The organism is Ruegeria sp. AM7, from assembly GCF_056535965.1.
Genome location: NZ_JBQFJE010000001.1, coordinates 448,862 through 466,618, shown reverse-complemented (window position 1 = coordinate 466,618; position 17,757 = coordinate 448,862). Strand labels below are relative to the sequence as shown.

General features: G+C 57.1%; 18 protein-coding genes. 13 read left to right on the top strand and 5 right to left on the bottom strand.

The genetic code is table 11. From position 1 onward, the window contains the following. Positions 1–60 precede the first annotated feature (60 nt). Positions 61–2,220, top strand: a complete 2,160-nt coding sequence (locus tag ACR3EG_RS02025; protein WP_480482466.1) for a Tex family protein — start codon at positions 61–63, stop codon at positions 2,218–2,220. An 80-nt stretch (positions 2,221–2,300) separates the two neighbouring features. On the opposite strand, the gene ACR3EG_RS02020 is transcribed toward ACR3EG_RS02025, so the two are convergent. After that, the gene (locus ACR3EG_RS02020; RefSeq protein ID WP_480482464.1) at positions 2,301–3,143 is read right to left on the bottom strand and encodes a cytochrome P460 family protein; all 843 of its coding nucleotides are present in this window, start codon (positions 3,141–3,143) and stop codon (positions 2,301–2,303) included. Positions 3,144–3,308: 165 nt separating this feature from the next. Next, on the bottom strand, positions 3,309–3,890 hold the full coding sequence (locus ACR3EG_RS02015; RefSeq protein WP_480482462.1) for a YceI family protein: 582 nt from the start codon (positions 3,888–3,890) through the stop codon (positions 3,309–3,311). Positions 3,891–3,975: 85 nt separating this feature from the next. On the opposite strand from ACR3EG_RS02015, the gene ACR3EG_RS02010 reads away from it, so the two are divergent. The 10 genes from ACR3EG_RS02010 (at position 3,976) to ACR3EG_RS01965 (ending at position 12,963) form a co-directional block, all read left to right on the top strand. Next, complete coding sequence (locus ACR3EG_RS02010) at positions 3,976–4,710, top strand: endonuclease/exonuclease/phosphatase family protein (RefSeq protein WP_480482460.1); 735 nt, start codon at positions 3,976–3,978, stop codon at positions 4,708–4,710. Positions 4,711–4,935: 225 nt separating this feature from the next. Continuing rightward, positions 4,936–5,532, top strand: a complete 597-nt coding sequence (locus ACR3EG_RS02005; protein WP_480482458.1) for a CDP-alcohol phosphatidyltransferase family protein — start codon at positions 4,936–4,938, stop codon at positions 5,530–5,532. A gap of 74 nt (positions 5,533–5,606) precedes the next feature. After that, positions 5,607–7,142 (top strand): sulfatase-like hydrolase/transferase, encoded by a 1,536-nt coding sequence (locus ACR3EG_RS02000; protein WP_480482456.1) that lies wholly within the window; start codon positions 5,607–5,609, stop codon positions 7,140–7,142. Continuing rightward, positions 7,139–8,041 carry a lysylphosphatidylglycerol synthase transmembrane domain-containing protein gene (locus tag ACR3EG_RS01995; protein ID WP_480482454.1) on the top strand — a complete coding sequence of 301 codons (903 nt, stop codon included), beginning with the start codon at positions 7,139–7,141 and terminating at the stop codon, positions 8,039–8,041. The genes ACR3EG_RS02000 and ACR3EG_RS01995 overlap by 4 nt, the downstream gene beginning before the upstream one ends. Next, positions 8,038–9,111: a glycosyltransferase family 4 protein gene (locus tag ACR3EG_RS01990; protein ID WP_480482452.1), complete on the top strand. Its 1,074-nt coding sequence runs from the start codon at positions 8,038–8,040 to the stop codon at positions 9,109–9,111. Before ACR3EG_RS01995 ends, ACR3EG_RS01990 begins: the two co-directional genes overlap by 4 nt. 12 nt (positions 9,112–9,123) lie before the next feature. After that, positions 9,124–9,519 carry a 6-pyruvoyl trahydropterin synthase family protein gene (locus tag ACR3EG_RS01985; protein WP_480482450.1) on the top strand — a complete coding sequence of 132 codons (396 nt, stop codon included), beginning with the start codon at positions 9,124–9,126 and terminating at the stop codon, positions 9,517–9,519. Beyond that, complete coding sequence (locus ACR3EG_RS01980) at positions 9,503–10,282, top strand: methyltransferase domain-containing protein (protein WP_480482448.1); 780 nt, start codon at positions 9,503–9,505, stop codon at positions 10,280–10,282. Before ACR3EG_RS01985 ends, ACR3EG_RS01980 begins: the two co-directional genes overlap by 17 nt. 36 nt (positions 10,283–10,318) lie before the next feature. Then, on the top strand, positions 10,319–11,140 hold the full coding sequence (locus ACR3EG_RS01975; protein ID WP_480482446.1) for a RibD family protein: 822 nt from the start codon (positions 10,319–10,321) through the stop codon (positions 11,138–11,140). 24 nt (positions 11,141–11,164) lie between these two features. Then, complete coding sequence (locus ACR3EG_RS01970) at positions 11,165–12,145, top strand: zinc-dependent alcohol dehydrogenase (protein WP_480482444.1); 981 nt, start codon at positions 11,165–11,167, stop codon at positions 12,143–12,145. Beyond that, on the top strand, positions 12,142–12,963 hold the full coding sequence (locus ACR3EG_RS01965; RefSeq protein WP_480482442.1) for an inositol monophosphatase family protein: 822 nt from the start codon (positions 12,142–12,144) through the stop codon (positions 12,961–12,963). The genes ACR3EG_RS01970 and ACR3EG_RS01965 overlap by 4 nt, the downstream gene beginning before the upstream one ends. Before the next feature lie 30 nt (positions 12,964–12,993). Here ACR3EG_RS01965 and ACR3EG_RS01960 read toward each other — a convergent pair whose 3' ends face one another. After that, a complete protein-coding gene (locus ACR3EG_RS01960; protein WP_480482441.1) occupies positions 12,994–13,893 on the bottom strand; it encodes a LysR family transcriptional regulator in 900 nt (299 codons plus the stop codon). A gap of 112 nt (positions 13,894–14,005) precedes the next feature. Here ACR3EG_RS01960 and ACR3EG_RS01955 point away from each other — a divergent pair, with 112 nt between their 5' ends. Together ACR3EG_RS01955 and ACR3EG_RS01950 are read left to right on the top strand one after the other, a co-directional pair. Continuing rightward, entirely contained in the window at positions 14,006–14,626 is a 621-nt protein-coding gene (locus tag ACR3EG_RS01955) for a glutathione S-transferase family protein (protein ID WP_480482439.1), read from the top strand. A 79-nt stretch (positions 14,627–14,705) separates the two neighbouring features. Continuing rightward, on the top strand, positions 14,706–16,334 hold the full coding sequence (locus ACR3EG_RS01950) for an FAD-binding oxidoreductase (protein ID WP_480482438.1): 1,629 nt from the start codon (positions 14,706–14,708) through the stop codon (positions 16,332–16,334). A 9-nt stretch (positions 16,335–16,343) separates the two neighbouring features. On the opposite strand, the gene ACR3EG_RS01945 is transcribed toward ACR3EG_RS01950, so the two are convergent. Both ACR3EG_RS01945 and ACR3EG_RS01940 read right to left on the bottom strand, forming a co-directional pair. After that, positions 16,344–17,252 (bottom strand): carbon-nitrogen hydrolase family protein, encoded by a 909-nt coding sequence (locus tag ACR3EG_RS01945; protein ID WP_480482436.1) that lies wholly within the window; start codon positions 17,250–17,252, stop codon positions 16,344–16,346. A gap of 78 nt (positions 17,253–17,330) precedes the next feature. Then, positions 17,331–17,744 carry a GFA family protein gene (locus ACR3EG_RS01940; protein WP_480482434.1) on the bottom strand — a complete coding sequence of 138 codons (414 nt, stop codon included), beginning with the start codon at positions 17,742–17,744 and terminating at the stop codon, positions 17,331–17,333. Positions 17,745–17,757 lie beyond the last annotated feature (13 nt).

Genomic DNA, 17,757 nt, shown 5'->3' with positions numbered 1-17,757 from the left:
CTTTCCCTTCGGCATATGGCTGGCTAAGTAGGTCCTCCGGATAATATTCAGGAGGCACCCTTGGATCGCATCGCCCGCACCATCGCCACAGAGATCAGCGCACGCCCCGAACAGGTCGGTGCTGCGGTGAAATTGCTGGACGAAGGAGCCACCGTTCCCTTTGTCGCGCGGTATCGCAAAGAGGCAACGGGTGGGTTGGACGACACTCAACTGCGCACGCTGTCTGACCGGCTGACCTATCTGCGCGAACTTGAAGCGCGGCGCGAAACGATTCTGGGCTCGATTAAGGATCAGGGCAAACTGACCGACGATCTGGTCAAGTCCATTACTCGGGCGGACACAAAGGCGCAGCTGGAAGATATCTACCTGCCTTACAAACCCAAGCGCCGCACCAAAGCCATGATTGCGCGCGAAAACGGGTTGGAGCCGCTGGCCGATGCGATCCTGACAAACCGCTCGGCCAATCCTGAGGCACTAGCCGAGCGCTATGTAACCGAAGCCGTGCCCACCACCAAAGATGCCCTGAACGGCGCGCGTGACATCATCGCCGAGCGATTGACCGAGGATGCGCGCTTGCTGGGCGATTTACGCGGCTTCATGCAACGCGAAGCGTATCTGACGTCCAAAGTCATCGACGGCAAACAAACGGAGGGCGCCAAGTTCAGCGACTATTTTGAGCATGTCGAGCTTTGGGCCAATACGCCCTCTCATCGCGCGTTGGCGATGCTGCGCGCGTCCAAGGATGGTATTGTCACACTTGATATTGCGCCTGAACCCGAGACCGGAGTGGCGCGCGCCGAGGCCATCGTTGCTGCGTGTTTGCACACGCGCAGCGATGCACCCGGAGACGTCTGGCTTCGCAAGGTGGCGGGTTGGACGTGGCGGGTTAAACTGTCCCTGTCCCTTATGGTTGAATTGATGGCCGATCTGCGCAGCAGGGCGCAGGATGACGCAATTCAAGTGTTCTCGAATAACCTCAAGGATTTGCTGTTTTCCGCGCCAGCAGGTGCCAAGGCAACGCTGGGATTGGACCCCGGCATTCGCACCGGTGTAAAGGCGGCTGTTGTCGACCCAACCGGCAAAGTCATCGCCACCACCACGCTGTATCCGTTTCAACCGAAAAACGACCTGAAGGCCACGCAGACAAGCATTCTGGCTATGATCGAAGCGCATCAGATCGAGTTGATCGCGATCGGCAACGGCACAGCAAGCCGCGAAACTGAGAAGATGGTCGCCGACACGTTGAAACTGCTGCCCAAGTCAGTGAAAGCGCCCACTAAGGTGGTGGTATCCGAGGCAGGCGCTTCGGTATACTCGGCCTCGGAACTCGCGGCGCGTGAGTTTCCCGATCTGGATGTGTCACTGCGCGGCGCTGTTTCAATCGCACGGCGCCTGCAAGATCCGTTGGCCGAGCTGGTCAAGATCGAACCCAAATCAATCGGAGTGGGCCAATATCAGCACGATGTGGATCAGCACCGGTTATCGCAGTCGCTGGCATCCGCCGTCGAAGATGTCGTGAACGCCGTCGGGGTGGACCTGAATACCGCCTCTGCCCCGCTCCTTTCACACGTCTCAGGCCTGGGGCCTGGCCTTGCCGAAGCCATTGTGTCACATCGTGACATCAACGGCCCGTTCGCCACGCGGTCCGAACTTTTGGACGTCGCGCGGTTGGGTCCACGCGCCTACGAACAATCCGCAGGGTTTCTGCGCATCCGGGACGGCAAAGAGCCCCTGGATGCATCCTCGGTGCATCCCGAAGCCTACGACGTAGCCCGGCGCATCGTTTCTGCCTGCGGTCGAGACATTCGGCAGATTATGGGGAATGAACAGGCCCTGAAACGGCTGAAACCGCAGCAATTCGTCGATGCCAGATTTGGCCTTCCGACTGTCCAAGACATCTTTGCCGAGCTTGAAAAACCCGGGCGCGACCCGCGTCCAAGTTTTGTAACAGCGACTTTCCGCGAAGGTGTCGAGGAGATTTCCGATCTAAAGCCCGGAATGGTTCTGGAAGGCACCGTGACCAACGTCGCCGCCTTCGGCGCGTTTGTTGATATCGGTGTTCATCAGGACGGGCTGGTGCATGTCAGCCAGTTGGCCGACAGGTTTGTCAAAAATCCCCATGACGTGGTCAAAACCGGCCAGATTGTCAAAGTGACCGTGGTCGATGTGGATACCAAGCGCAAACGCATTGGTTTGAGCATGCGCAAGAAAAAAGGATAGCCTTGGGTGCGCTGCACAAGCAAAAAACCCCGGCAATTCAACCGGGGTTTTCAGAAATCTACAGTGCGGCGACTACCCTGTTACTTGACGATCTTGTGCGAATAGCCAGCCGCTTGTGACGCGTGGAAGTCTTCGACCCAGTCAACGGTAAACGCGTAGTCATCCTCGGTCAGCGGCTTGTGGCAGGCCATGCACGGAGCTTCGTTCACACCAGCCTTGTTCGAGCCGTCGACTTCAAAGACCGAATAACGCCAATCGTCATTCTTATAGATTTCAGGGACATCATCCCCCCACCCGTCGCGCTTTTCCATTGCCGTAAAGAGCTTACGCTCGCCAGCAATCAATTTACCCTCAGCGTCCTTTAACAGATTACCATCGGCGTCTTTTTTAGCGTCGTAAATCTCGACCAGGAAATACGAACCAGGTTTGAACGGCAGACCGGTCTTGACGCCCTCGAGCGCCAAATCGTTACCACTGAAGAACCGAACCTGTTTACGGTCGTCATAGTCTTTGCGGTGATAACGGGTGAACGTGGTTTCATGATCCTTCGGGAACGCCATCAACGATCCGTCAAGACCCGTGTCATTGCTGGCAACCGCCCCAGCTTCGCCCCCGGGCAGGCTGGCGAAATAAGCGGCCAGATTATCGATCTCTGCATCGGACAGGTTCGCTGCGATGGCGTTCATCAGATCATCCTTGCGGCTTTCGGTTTTGAACGCCATCAACTGCTTTTTGATGTAGCCTTCTTTTTGACCGGCAAGGTTTGGGAAGTTGTCGGCCGTACTGATACCAGCACTACCGTGGCAGGCGGCGCATTGCGCGGCCGTTTCACTACCAGCCTGGATATCTCCGGCATTCACAACGGTCCCTAAAGAGGTGCCAACTATGGCGGCCCCTAGTGCGGCTTTTACCAACGATTTCATCAAATGTCCTTTCACTGGCTGGCAGCCGCCCGAAACATGACAAACGGCGATACTTGCTGTGGTCAGGACATTAGGCACATGGACTACGCGCGCAATGGATGCACCGTTCACAAACGCGCACAAAAAAATGAGACCGTTTTTAAGCTTGGTACAGGCCGAAACGCATCATTCAATCCGCATAGCTTCGGTTTCGATTTTTATGTTCACAAGGTCACCCACAAGGCCATTCTCGACCGCGTAAGTCATGCCATAGTCGCTGCGTTTGATGGAGGCACCTATCGAAAGCCCAAGCACAAACCGTTTGTGCCCAAATGGGTAGGGTTCAGCCTTGTTCAACGTCACGTTCAGTGTCACCGGCTGGGTCACACCCAATATCGTCAGGTCTCCGGTCACTGTGCCCGCATTGTCCGTGGCGGCTGTACCAGACTCTGCGTCAAAGGTGATTTCGGGGAATTCCGAGACATGCAGAAAATCCTTATTTTTAACGTGCCCGTCACGCGCCTTGTTAAAGGTGTTGACGCTTTTGGCGTCGATCGCGACTTGAACATTCGCCAGTTCCTGCGTTTCGGTGTCATAGTCGAAAATACCCTGCACATTGCCGAATATCCCCAGCGTGTCGGCATATCCAATGTGTTCTATGGTAAAAAACACCGTCGTATGCTCAGGGTCCAGTTCGTAGCTCGCCATTTCGGCGGCCGCTGCGATTGGAGAGGTTGCGATCAGAAAGCTTAAAGCAATATTGCGCATGGCTGGTCCCTTGACGATTGTCGAACTAGATAAAGTTAGTCAAACAACCATATAGCCCGTGCCCTGCACCGACAAAGTAAACTAAATGCGCTTAACCCGTCTAACTTGTGCCACTTGGAACATTCACCGCGCCAAGGGAGCGGACAAGCGGGTTGATCCCGATCGTATCCATCGAACCATCGCTGCTGATCTGGCCCCTCTTCGGCTGGACGTTTTAGCCTTGCAGGAGGCCGATGGCGAGTGCCGGCCACATGCGCGAATTTTGGACATGCGCCGCATACAGGCCGACACCGGCTTGGTTTACCAGCATGATCAGCAGGCCATGCGATGGGGATCACAAAGCGACGGATTCCTGGGAACCATTCTATTTCTTCATCCGCTTTTTGAGGTGACCCACCGCGATGTTGTCGATCTTCCGGGGCATTGCCACCGCGGCGCGGTCGTGGTCGAGACCCTGCGAGACGGCGTCGGTATGCGAATTCTCTCAACGCATTTATCGCTGTTCCAACCCTTGCGCGTCATACAAATGCGTATCATCGGGCAATATTTGCGGCGCCGCCCTAAGATGCAGACAATTCTTCTGGGTGACTTGAACGAATGGCGGCCGTGGGGTGGTTTGATGTTTCACAGACGTCTTGTTGGGCAACAGCTTGCAGGACCCGCGCGGGCGACCTTTCCGTCACACCGCCCTTTGTTGCCTCTGGACCGAATTATGACCGATCGGCCTGATGCGGTCTTTGATGCACAGGCTATGTCGACACCGAATCTGCGCATGGCGTCAGACCATTTACCATTGATTGCTTCGGTCAAGGTTTCGTGATCACCTGAATAATGACGCTCGGCATTTGTTAAGAGATTAGTCAAAAGGGAAATCTACGCTAGATCACAATAGATTATGACACTGCAAACCAAAGCCCAAACGTCACAGCGCGTGACAGCGGATCGCCAGTCTCTCTGGCTGATGTCGCCCATGACCTCCTTTTGGCTTCAGGTAGGCTTGATTGGGTGTGGGCTGACAATCCTGGCATGGTTAACCCTGCCAAACGTGTTTTGGGTTCTGCTTGCGTTCTTCGTGGCCTCGGCCCTTGCCGGGCTGGGGTTGGCAACTTCTTACCCTCACAGGGTGCTGGGCCTTTGCAATACCGTAACCTTGCTGCGTGCGGCCCTTGTGGCGTTCTTGTTCGGCACGCTTTTTGTCGCCGACACTGTGTCGGGCTGGGTGGTATTCTGTATAGGAGCAAGCGCGTTTGCAATGGACGGGCTGGACGGCTGGCTGGCCCGCCGCTCTGGCTTGAAATCCGACTTTGGCGCGCGGTTCGACATGGAAACCGATGCCGCCTTGGGTGCAATGCTTGCGCTGTGGCTGATGCTATCCGGAACCACACAGGCCGAAGTTCTGATCCTTGGTTTTGCTCGCTATGCCTTTGTTATCGCTGGTTGGGCAATACCACGACTGCAAGGAGAGCTTAGGCCATCCTTTCGTCGCAAAACCATCTGCGTGGTACAGATCGCGGCACTTTTGATCCTGATTTGCCCGCTGGCACCACCCTTTCTGATCGCGCCGATTTCCATCAGTGCGTCAATCGCGTTGAGTTACTCATTTGGCGTGGATATCCGTTGGCTGCTGAGCCGCAACTCATGAGGTTATCTTTCGCACTTGTCCTCGGCGCTTTTTTGGTCTTTTGCGCTTTGGTCCTGCCCAACCATCCCGGCACGATGAATTGGTCTGCGCTGAATCGCTGGCCGCTGGAATTGCCCGTGATCCTTTTGTTCATGATCGCGTTTGGAAGGATCCCTGGGGTGGCGTCAATTCTGGCGGCCCTTTTGGTCGCAGCCGGCCTGATGAAACTCGCTGACTACGCCACGTTCACCGCGTATAACCGCACCTTCAATCCAATCGTCGATACATTTTTGATCGAGGCAGGTTTTGGCTTGTTGCAAGACAGTGTTGGCAGGCCCTTGGCCATCGCAATGGCTGTGACAGGCGGCGCGCTGGTGGCCATCTATTTCGTATTGCTGCGTTTTGGGTTGAAAGCCTGGGGGTCTCTGTCACCCCCCGTTTGGGCGAGGACGGCTGCGGTTCTTGGCATAATGATCACAGGATCCTGGGCCGTGGCAGACGCCGGGCATCACCTTAAATACTGGCGTTTTGATCAAAGCCCTCCGGGCACGGCGTGGACATCCCGGCTTGTGTTCAAGCGTGGGACCGAGATGCAGGCAACCGTTGACGATCTGGCTGTGTTCCGTCGCGAGGCGCGGGCAGATCCGATGCGCCAGGCGCAAGGTCTGCTGGATAGGCTTTCGGGTCGCGATGTTCTACTGATCTGGATTGAAAGCTATGGCCGCGCGAGCTTTGATAATCCACTGTATTCCGACACCCACCTGCCGACGCTGCAAAGTGCCGAGACAGCCCTTACACAAGCGGGATTGTCCGTCAAAAGCGGCTGGCTGACCTCACCCACGGCAGGTGGCGAAAGCTGGCTGGCACATGGCGCTTTGTCGACCGGCCTTTGGACGTCGGATAACGGACGCTACAATGCAATGCTGGTCAGCAATCGAAAGTGGTTGTTCCACTATGCGCGGGATGCCGGCTATCGCACGGCAGCGATCATGCCTGCGATTACGCTGGCGTGGCCCGAAAGCGCCGTGATGGGATTCGATCACATATTCGCAGCCGCGGACATTCCTTATCGCGGAAAACGTTTTGGCTGGGTGACTATGCCTGATCAGTTCACACTGGCGACCTATCAGGATTTGCTACCGCCCGACCCACGGCCTGATTTCATTCAAGTTGCGCTGATCTCTTCCCACGCACCATGGACACCGATCCCGCAGATGATCAGGGATCAGGACCTGGGCGATGGAACCGTTTTCACACCGATGGCCGAGCAAGGCCCTCCGGCGCGGGAGTTATGGAAGGATCACGATGACGTGCGGGACGCCTATCGCCGCGCGGTCGACTACAGCTTGCAAGCAGTGTTTTCGCATGTGGCAAAACTAGGTAAGCAAGCACCACTGGTTATTGTCGCAGGAGATCATCAGGCCGCAGGTTTTGTGGCCGGCAGTGACAATCGCGATGTCCCGATCCATGTAATCGGCCCCACTGATGTGCTGTCTTTGATTGACCACTGGGGGTGGACTGACGGTCTAGCGCCCGCCGCGGATGGCCCGGTGCGTCGGATGGATACATTTCGCGATGATTTCCTGTCAGCCTTCACTTCTTCGGGGCAATTGGCGGGGGAACCGAGATGAGCGGCCGCTTGTTCCGCCTGTTCGGATCACTCGCGCTGTTGGGCGTCCTCTTGTGGTGGAGCGCGGCCGGAGAGGTCTGGGAAAGACTGCGCGAAGCTCAGCCGTTCTGGATTGTGATAGCAATCCTTGCACTGAATTGCAGCACCTTATCAATGGCACGGAGATGGCAGCTAACCGCGCGAGCGTTGGAGCTGAAGATCACTTACCGCGCAGCGCTAAAGGAATATTATCTAGCCCTTCTCGCCAATTCCCTGTTACCCGGTGGCGTCGTTGGCGATGTCAGCCGTGCAATCCGAACACGCCAGCATGGCGACCTGAAACGCGCAGCGCAATCCGTCGTGGCCGAGCGGCTTATGGGTCAGGTGGCTCTGTTTGTGGTCCTTGTTGCCGGTCTGTCCGTTAGTCTGTTGTGGCCGGGGGGAATCGAATGGCCCAGCGGGACAGGATGGATGCTGGGAGCTGGCATTGCCCTGACTTTCGGTGTGTTGATCTGGCTGGCGTCAGCCCAGAAGACAGCCCGTTTTACGAAGTTCTGCCTTGTGCTGATGGTCCGCCCAGAGATTTCGGCTCATGCCATAATGGCCGCTGCTCTGTTGATCTTCGGCCTCTATGCATGCGCCCGTGCTACTGGAACGGAACTGTCGATTGAGGCAAGCGTGACAGTTCTGCCCTTGGTCTTGTGCGCCATGCTGGTGCCTTTGTCGATCGCCGGTTGGGGATGGAGAGAGGGCGCCGCCGCCGCGCTTTTTCCCATACTGGGGGCATCGCCCGAAGCTGGGATCGCGATGGGTATCTGTTATGGTGCTGTGATGCTGTTGGCCGCCCTTCCTGCGGTTGCTTTTGTTTTTATGCCCTCCGAAGCTGAGTTGAACACAAATCCCTTGGAAAACGCATCATGAGCGCCGTTTTTGCGATACCCGGAGACAAAGACCAGCGCACCGGCGGTTATATCTATGATGCGACCGTATTGGATTTGTTGAACCAAATCGGCTGCCCAACCGCGCATCTGGAACTGCCCGGCAGTTTTCCGAATGCACCTGCGCATGACATGGAAACTTCGCTGAATGCTCTGCGGGCCGTTCCTGCCTCTACCCCGGTTATCGTGGACGGTTTGGCACTGGGCGCCATGCCACCCGAAGGTGTCGCCAGTATTGCCGCACCTGTGATCGCGCTTGTCCACCATCCGCTTGGGCTGGAAACCGGGACAGATCCCGCTCGCGCACAGGATTTGATCCGCAACGAGGCCGCAGTGCTGGAACATGTCGCCCATGTCATCGTGACCAGCACCCATATCGGGGAGACGCTTTGGGCCGATTTTGGTGTGTCCCCAGATCGGATCACTGTGGCAAGCCCCGGCTTCCTGCGCCCCATGACTGGTTCGGCACCTGTTTCACCACCGCTAATCCTGAGTGTTGGATTATTGTCATCGCGCAAGGGCCACGACGTTCTGATCTCTGCTTTGGCGCAAATTTCCGACCTGCCATGGCAAGCGGAAATTATCGGCCGCCCGCAAGACCCAGACTATACAGCAGAATTGCAATCACAGATCTCGAATGCAGGGTTAGCTAATCGTATCCAACTAAGGGGCGAGGTCGACGGCGCTGCCATCGAGGATGCATACCGACGCGCAAGTATGTTCGCTCTGGCCACCCGTTACGAAGGCTACGGCATGGTCCTGAGCGAGGCGATGCTGCACGGTCTGCCGGTTGTTTCCTGCGCAGTCGGCGCGGTCCCCGAAACGGTTGGCCATGCCGGGCGTCTTGTGCCCGCCGATCAACCGGATGCCTTTGCAGCCGAATTGCGCACCCTGCTGGAAGACCCGGATCAGTTGGCGAAAGCTGCGCATGCTTCACTGGAACAGTCGGCAGGGTTGCCGAGCTGGCACGACACAACCCGGCATTTCGCCGATGTCATCAAACGGGTGGCCGAGGCACTTGCGCCGCCTTTCCCCTCTGGACCCACGAAATGAACTGGACTGCCTATGTTTGCTGTTGAAGTCCGCGACCATGTAATGATCGCGCATTCCCTACCCTCTCCTGTTTTTGGCCCCGCGCAAGGGATGCACGGCGCGACCTTCGTGGTGGATGCCGCGTTTTACACCGAAGATCTGGATGAAAACGGTCTGGTCGTTGATATCGGCTTGGCCACCGAGGCTCTGGCCAACACGCTTGCCCCGCTGCGCTACGCCAATCTGGACGAAGTCCCCGCGTTCAAGGGAAAGATCACAACGACCGAGTTTCTTTGCTATCACATTTGGGATCAACTCAAGGCGGCCGCAAAAACCACCGGGCTTGGCGACAATGGCCGCGTCAAACGCATCCGGGTTCAGCTGCACGAAAGCCATGTGGCACGTGGGTGGTATGAAGCAGACGTCTGAAACCAGCTTTGAACCGGATTGGCTGAATCTTCGGGAACCAGCCGATCACCGGGCCCGCGATCCAAAACTGCTCGCTAGTGCCGCAGGCTGCGTTCAGGATGGGTCCGTTGTACTGGATCTGGGCAGTGGCACCGGATCAACGGCCCGGGCATTTGTTCAGGCAGGGTTCGGCAAGATGCGTTGGCGCTTTTTCGACAACGACGCGACCCTGTTGCGTATTGCAAGTGATCGCCATCCCGAAGCCGAATGCGTCGTCGGCAATCTCGGTGACGTAAAAAATCTGCCGCTCGGGGACGTCGGCCTGATCACGGCTTCGGCCTTGTTCGATCTTGTGCCCGAAAGCTGGATCAATGCTCTGATCCTCCGTGCAGCCGAAGCGGGCATACCAATCTACACGGCCCTGAACTACGATGGCCAAATGAGCTGGACGCCCAACGACGAACGTGACTGTGTCGTCACTCGGGCGTTCAACCGGCACCAGACGAACGACAAAGGTTTGGGACCAGCGCTGGGGCCGTTATCCGGGTCACGGTTTGCGGAATTGAGCGAAATAGTGGGCTACACTGTTGCTTCCGCACAAAGCCCGTGGCGGTTGGGGCGGCAAGAGACCCAACTGCATGACGCAGTTTTAGACGGAATCGCGCAGGCAGCCCACGAGGCGGGCGCGAAACACGCCCTCGATTGGGGAATAGACAGGCGGGGCGCGGTCGCGGAAACGCTTGGGATGATTGGGCACACTGATCACTTATCGGTACCGCGATGACAGTCGCTCAACTCTATACAGAATGCGGAGAAACCAATGCACGACATTGACGTAACATCCAGGGTTTGGGACCGCATTCTTGCCGTTCGAGCAGGTCATGGTTGTCTGTGCGATCCGGATTGGACGGAAGGCGAAAAGCGGGCCATCTCTGTCTATGGAGCGTTAGCACAGCCGAACCCCTCGGGTCAGGTGATCGGGCAGATCGGGCAATCACTGGACGGACGGATTGCAACTGTTTCGGGCGATGCCAAAGACATCTCTGGTCGTCAAGGGCTGGTACATTTACACCGTCTACGGGCTTTGTCGGATGCGGTTGTGATCGGCGTTAAAACTGCACTGCATGACAACCCACGCCTCACCGTTCGCCTCGTCAAAGGTCAAAATCCGGTCCGCGTTATCATTGACCCAAACGGGAGGATGCCAAACGATATCGGTCTGATGCAGGACATGAACGCCCGGTGCATAGTCATCCAATCGGTAGATGCACCGCGTCCCGACCATACCGAAGTGGTCAAGTTGCCCCGCACCCATTGGATTTCGCCGGCACAAATCCTGGGCGCCTTGCGTCAGCGCGGATTGAACCGCGTCTTGATCGAAGGTGGCGGCATCACGATTGCTCAGTTTCTTGAAGCAGGGCTGCTGACCCGGCTGCATGTCGCAGTTGCACCCCTATTGATCGGGGCCGGACCACAGGGGCTGACCACATCACCGGTCGCTAGCCTGGGGCAGGCTCTTCGGCCCAAGACGGACGTCTATGGTTTGGGTACAGACGTGCTGTTTGACTGCACACTGGAACCTCGACATGAACAAGTGGCCACCTACCCCTTGCCTTGCCGGACCGCTGCTCATGCGTCCTAAAGCGAATAAGTTGAACTTTAAACAATGACCGCCAACCCAGAACCGCCAACACGGGCTTTATGGATTACTAAAGCCGCTAGCACTGAAATACGTGAAACGGACATCCTTGATGGCCCGGACCATATACAAGTGTCCACCCTGTTCTCGGGAATCAGCCGGGGCACCGAACGGCTTGTGTTTCACGGTCAGGTACCGCGCAGCGAACATGACACCATGCGTGCACCGTTTCAGCAAGGCAATTTCACCTTCCCCGTCAAATATGGCTACTCGGCTGTTGGCACCGTTCAATCCGGACCGCGTGAGGGTGAGACTGTATTCGCGCTATATCCGCACCAGACACGGTTCAGCATACCGTCACATTCGGCCATTTCCATCAACCCAGCGGTCCCTCCTGCGCGCGCCGTGTTGGCGGCCAATATGGAAACGGCATTGAACATCATGTGGGACGCGGGCGTTTGCGCAGGCAGCAAAGTGACCATTGTTGGCGGCGGTGTTGTCGGCGCGCTTACCGGATACCTGTGCGCCAGAACGCCCGGAACCGAGGTTTGCATAGTGGACATCAACCCGGACAAGGCCGCGCTTGCCGAACAGTTGGGTTGTGCATTTGCCACCCCCGAAAACGTGCTCGAAGACGCAGACATGGTCATCCACACCTCAGCCACCTCAAGCGGATTGGCGACAGCAATAAACGCTGCCGGTGTCGAAGCAACGATTATCGAGGCCAGTTGGTATGGTGATCACCTCACGACCGTGCCGCTTGGTGCCCGATTCCATCAAAGGCGGTTGCGGATCATCAGCAGCCAAGTAGGTCGTATCCCAGCACATATGGGAGCGCGCTGGGACTACAAAAAGCGGCTAACCAAGGCGATTGACCTGTTGGCAGACCCAGTTCTGGACGTATTGATTTCGGGTGAAACTAATTTCGCAGATCTTCCCGAGAATTACGGGCCTATTCTGGAAGATCCATCGACCCTCTGCCATAGAATACGGTATTCCAACAGATGACGTTGCCGCAGGAAGTTACTCCTTGGCTGTCGCCCAAGGCGTCTGAACACATGCAAGCGATGGCACGGACCGCGCTTCGCGCCGGGGCCGGGTTGCAGCAAGCCTTCAAGACCCGCGACACGCTAAACATTTCGCAAAAATCAAAAGGCGATTTCGTATCCGACGCAGATCGCGCGGCAGAAGCTGAAATCGATCGACACCTGACTGCGATCTACCCCAAGTATGGTTGGCTCGGTGAAGAGACTGGAACGCGCGCGGGCATCGGGACGGCTTTGCGATGGGTGGTGGATCCGTTGGACGGGACGACGAATTTCCTGAAAGGTATTCCCCATTGGGCCATATCCATAGCGTTATGTGATGGCGACGAAGTACGGGCTGCCTTGATCTACGATCCCCAGAAAGCCGAAATGTTCACAGCCGAACGCAGCAGCGGCGCCTTTTTGAACGGGCGACAGATATCGGTCAGCGGCGAAAGTGATCTGACCGCAGCTTTGTTTGCCACTGGCGTCCCTGCCGGGGGGCGTGTGACCTATCTGGAACCTGCCCTTCAGGACCTTGAACGACTTATGCCAGAGTGTGCCGGTATTCGCAGAAACGGCGCTGCGGCCCTTGATCTTGCATATGTCGCAGCCGGGCGGCTTGAAGGGTATTGGGAGCGGAACCTGGGTCCGTGGGACATTGCTGCAGGAATTCTGTTGGTACAGGAAGCCAAAGGGGTCGTGCAGCCGCTTTGGCCGGATCAAGACATCTTCTCGTCAGGCTCTTTTCTGGCAAGCAACGCAGCCTTGGCAAATACGTTCCGCAAATTCATTGTCTGAGGTGATCTTAGACCAATCCCCCCATCCTGATCACGCGCCTGCGTTTGTGATTAGGTCGTCGTTTGCAAGGTGGTCGATCAGGTGCCTGACGCGGGTCGTCATACGGCGATTTTGCGGGAAAAGAGCGGCGACGACATAAGGTGCCACACGGTAAGTAGCAAACAGTTCGATCAAAGCACCCGACCTGAGAGCCTCAGCTACTGTGTAAGCAGGACATCGTGCGATCGCCACACCGTCAATCGCAAGACGCGCCGAAGCTGCGGGGGCATTGGCGCGCAACCGTCCGCTAACGGGAACCGCCACATCTTCGCCTTTGATATCGAACCGCCACAGTCCGGGCTCGGATATGTTCCCGTCAAGAATGCAGTCATGTGTCGCCAAGGCGCGCGGGTCTGTCGGCGTGCCTGCGCGGTCCAGATATGCGGGGGATGCGCATACGACTAAAGGCATTTGCCCCAGTTGACGCACTTTCAGTGAACTGTCGCGCATCGGACCTATCCGGATAGCAAGGTCCAGACCCTCATCAATGATCGACACCCTGCGGTCGGACAGGTTCAGGTCAATCTCGACCTCGGGGTGCTGTGTTGCAAAGGCCGCAAGAGACGGCGCAAGCCGCACCGAGCCAAAGCCGGTCGGCGCCGAAATCCGGATCACGCCGCGCAGTGATTTCTGGGCGTTTCGGACTGTTTCCTCAAGTTCGTCAAACCCATCCAGCAGCGGTTCACACATCGCCAGATACGTCGCACCCGCATCTGTCAGGGATACGCTGCGTGTCGTACGGTTCAAAAGCTGCACGCCCAATGCCTCTTCCAGATCAGCAACATATTTGCTGACCAGTCGAGCTGAACGCCCCATCCGCTGCGCCGCCAACGTGAAAGAGGCATTTTTCGCCACCAGCGCGAATGCGCGCATACGATCAATCTTGTCCATTTTATTGCGCCCTTTCAGGGCCTAATTATTCGCAAAATCTGACAATTATCATCCAACTTCGCAAGAGTTATCTGTCCGTCAGACACAGCTTATGAATGACAGGAGCCAACAGATGTCCAACGCAGTTCGTATCCACCATTTCCCGAAATCAGGTCACGCGCATCGTGCTTTGGTCTTCGCCCAGCTCGCAGGAATTGTGCATGAAGCCGTCTTTGTTGATCTGGCTGCCGGAGAGCACAAGACACCCGAATTTCTGGACATGAACCCAAACGGTCAAGTACCGGTCTTGCAAGATGGCGATGTCGTCGTATCGGATTCGAACGCAATTCTGGTCTACCTTGCGCGGAAATATGCGTCTGACTGGATGCCCAGCGATCCAGTCGGAGAAGCGGATGTCCAGAAATGGTTGACCCTTGCCGCAGGTGAAATTGCGTTTGGGTCATGTGCCGCACGTTTGATTACAGTCTTTGGTGCTCCGTTGGATGCCGACTTTGCCGCGGCCACTGCAGCCAAGGCAATGAAAAAGTTAGAAAATGGCCTTGAGGGGCGTGATTGGCTGGTTGGCGACCGCCCGACCATTGCAGATGTAGCTGCCTATTCCTACACCGCCCATGCGCCCGAGGGGAATGTCTCGCTTGACCCTTACCCGAACGTACGGGCCTGGATCGCGCGTTTCGAGGCCCTGGATGGCTTTGAACCGATGCCCTCCACCGCTGCGGGCCTCGTGGCCTGAACCAAACCTGCCCGAAACTTGAGTGTAAAGAGCTTCGGGCAAGGTTTCCCAGTGTTGGGAAAAAAGAAGGAGTGAACCGATGGTTGATGCAGATACCCCATTCCATGCCGGTGAACTGGCCGCACAAAAACGCGCGGGCGCGGATAATATTGCCACCATCGGAACACGCTATATACGCGACTTCATGCCCGATCAGCACCGAACGTTCTATCAGGCGCAACCGTTTCTCGTCGTCGCCTCAGGTGACTCGGACGGTCAGGTCTGGGCAACAATCATCGAAGGGCCTGATGGTTTCATCGGTTCTCCTGATCCGGAACGCCTGACGTTGGATACACAAGTCGACCCGCTGGATCCTCTGGCACATAGCCTACAGGAAGGGACCGATATTGGGGTCGTCGGGATCGAACTGGCCACAAGGCGCCGCAACCGTCTTAGCGGCCGGACCCGACGTTCAGACCAAGGGCTGGTCATAGACATTCGCCAAACGTTCGGAAACTGCCCGCAGTACATCAATGAACGCGATTGGTGGCGCGCGCCGAGAACCGTGCCCACAGAAGCCCAAGAATCCGACCATCTCAGCCCCGGCCAAATCGCTCGCATCCGTGCCGCTGACACGCTTTTCCTAGGGTCCGGTCATCACGCCCCGCAAAAGGCGGCCTCGGATGGGTACGACGCCTCGCATAGAGGCGGCGAGCCGGGGTTCGTGCGCGTGATCAGCCCAACCCGGTTGCGCATACCGGATTATTCCGGGAACAACTTTTTCAACACGATTGGAAATCTGCTGCAGGACCCTCGTGTCGGATTGTTGTTTGTCGATTTCGCAACCGGTGGACTTTTGCATCTGACCGGGCGCGCCAAGATCGACTGGGCGCCCGAAGAAGCGCGTGATCCAAACATTTTGCGCATGATCGACGTTACGATCGACGCGGTGATTGAACGGACCGAGGCACTTTCGTTACGTTGGTCAGCGGACCCTGCCCCGTCGCAAAACCTGACCGTAGTCGACAAGAAATCCGAGGCCGAGGGGATCACATCATTCCACCTCGCTCCGGCCGAAGGCGATACTCTGCCACCTTTTCAAGCCGGGCAGCATTTACCGATCGCCCTCGAAATACCTGCGCATGATGTAAAGATACGTCGGTCTTATTCCCTGTCGGGCAAACCCGGTGAAGACACTTACCGGATCACTGTAAAGCGCGAGCCAGGTGGGACTGCATCGCAATTCTTACACGACAGCATCAAAATAGGAGACACGATCGAAGCCCGCCCTCCGGCTGGTGATTTTCTGATACCTGATTCAACACGCCCTTTGGTTCTGGTCAGCGTGGGTGTTGGTTTGACACCAATGATGGCCATGCTGCATCGGTTGGCGCAACAGAATACCGGACGCCAGGTATGGTTCGTGCATGGCGCACGCAACGGTCGTCACCACGCACTGCCCCAAGAAACAGACCGCCTGATCTCGGCGACCCGCGGCGCACGGAAACGCGTGTTTTTCAGCCAACCCGACAACGGCGATCTGGTTGGTCGTGATTTCGTCGCAGAAGGCCGTGTCACGGCTGCAGAGGTTCTGGCGCTCGATACCGGTGCGGATGCGCTTTACATGCTTTGCGGTCCCGCCGGATTCGTGACTGATCTGAAGTCAGGTCTAGAAGCTGCCGGAATAGACGGAAGCCAAATCCACTATGAAACCTTCGGCTCTGCCTGACCGCTGCCGTTAGTCCAACCGCTGTTTGCTATGGTTGAGGCTAAGGATGTCGCGACGGCTGTAATGCCCTGCCGGGTCCAGTTTCAGATGTGCGGCGATGACCTGATCCACATCGATCTCAGCATAGAGTGTGATCTCTTCGCCCGTGACTGGACCCGCAATCAATTTGCCACCGGGTGCCGCGATCATGCTACCGCCGTCGTTGATGACATCGCGCCCCTCGGTTACGTGTTTTCGCAAGGGGAAGCTGTCAGGAATGTCACTACTGCGCAGCAGACCCGAGACCGAAACAACATAAACCCGCCCCTCCATCGCGATAAACTGTGTGATGTGGTCGGTTACGTCCAGATCTCCTGGCCATGTTGCGATATGCAACTGTTCTCCCTGCTGGTACAGCGCTTGCCGGGCCAGAGGCTGCCAGTTTTCATAGCAATTCAAACCGCCGACCCGGATGCCTTTCCAGTCCTGAACAGCCAGACCATGCCCATCCCCATCGGCCCATAGCAGCCTTTCGTGAAACGTCGGCTTGAGCTTGCGATGCACATTCACGACACCCTTGTCGGGCAGAATTGTCACCAACGAGGCATAGACCGAACCGCCCGAACCAGCCCGTTCAACGATCCCAGTCATGACGGCGACGCCAAGGTCAGTTGCCTCGGCACAGATCGCAGCAATCTCGGGGCCGTCGGTCGTAATCGCGGACTTCAGATAGGCCACATGCCCGATCTTCAGCAGCTCGTCATTATGGGCCACGCTCGGGGCACGCAACCATACGGGATAGCCGGACAAAAACACCTCGGGGAAGACAACCAATTCGGCCCCATTGGATGCCGCATCCCGCAGCAGGGCGATCAGCTTGTCCGTACTGGCCTGTGGATCAAGAAAGACCGGAGCGGCCTGAACAGCGGCAACTTTCATAAGGCAATGTCCTGCTCGTTTTGCGTCTGACCCGCGCCTGATCTCATCAGGCACGGGCCGGGGTGTCAAATCAGACGTTTAGCCCGGATTGGCCGGCGCTTTGTCCATATCATCCGAAACCGGGCCCCAGGGTTGCGCAGAATTGCACCAGATCTGGATCGAGGGCTTGACCCATGAACTGTCCTGCAACGTCCCGGCCTTTACCGCCGCAAGGTCACCAAAAGCCGGCATCTCGGTCGACAGAGGCGAGCCGCAATTGCCGCAGAAATTGCGGGTCACCGGCTGCCCGGATGCCCCGTTCATCACATAGGTCCTGCGGCTGTCACCCTCGAATGCGATCGACGCGGTCGGCACCAGCACATTGGTCGAATAGGCCGAGCCGCTTTGCCGCTGGCAATCCGGACAATGGCAGACGACCATCATGGCAGGCTCATCGGCGTTGGAACTATAGGTGACCTGTCCGCACAGGCAGCTTCCTTCGATCTTGGGCATTGGTGTCTCCTTG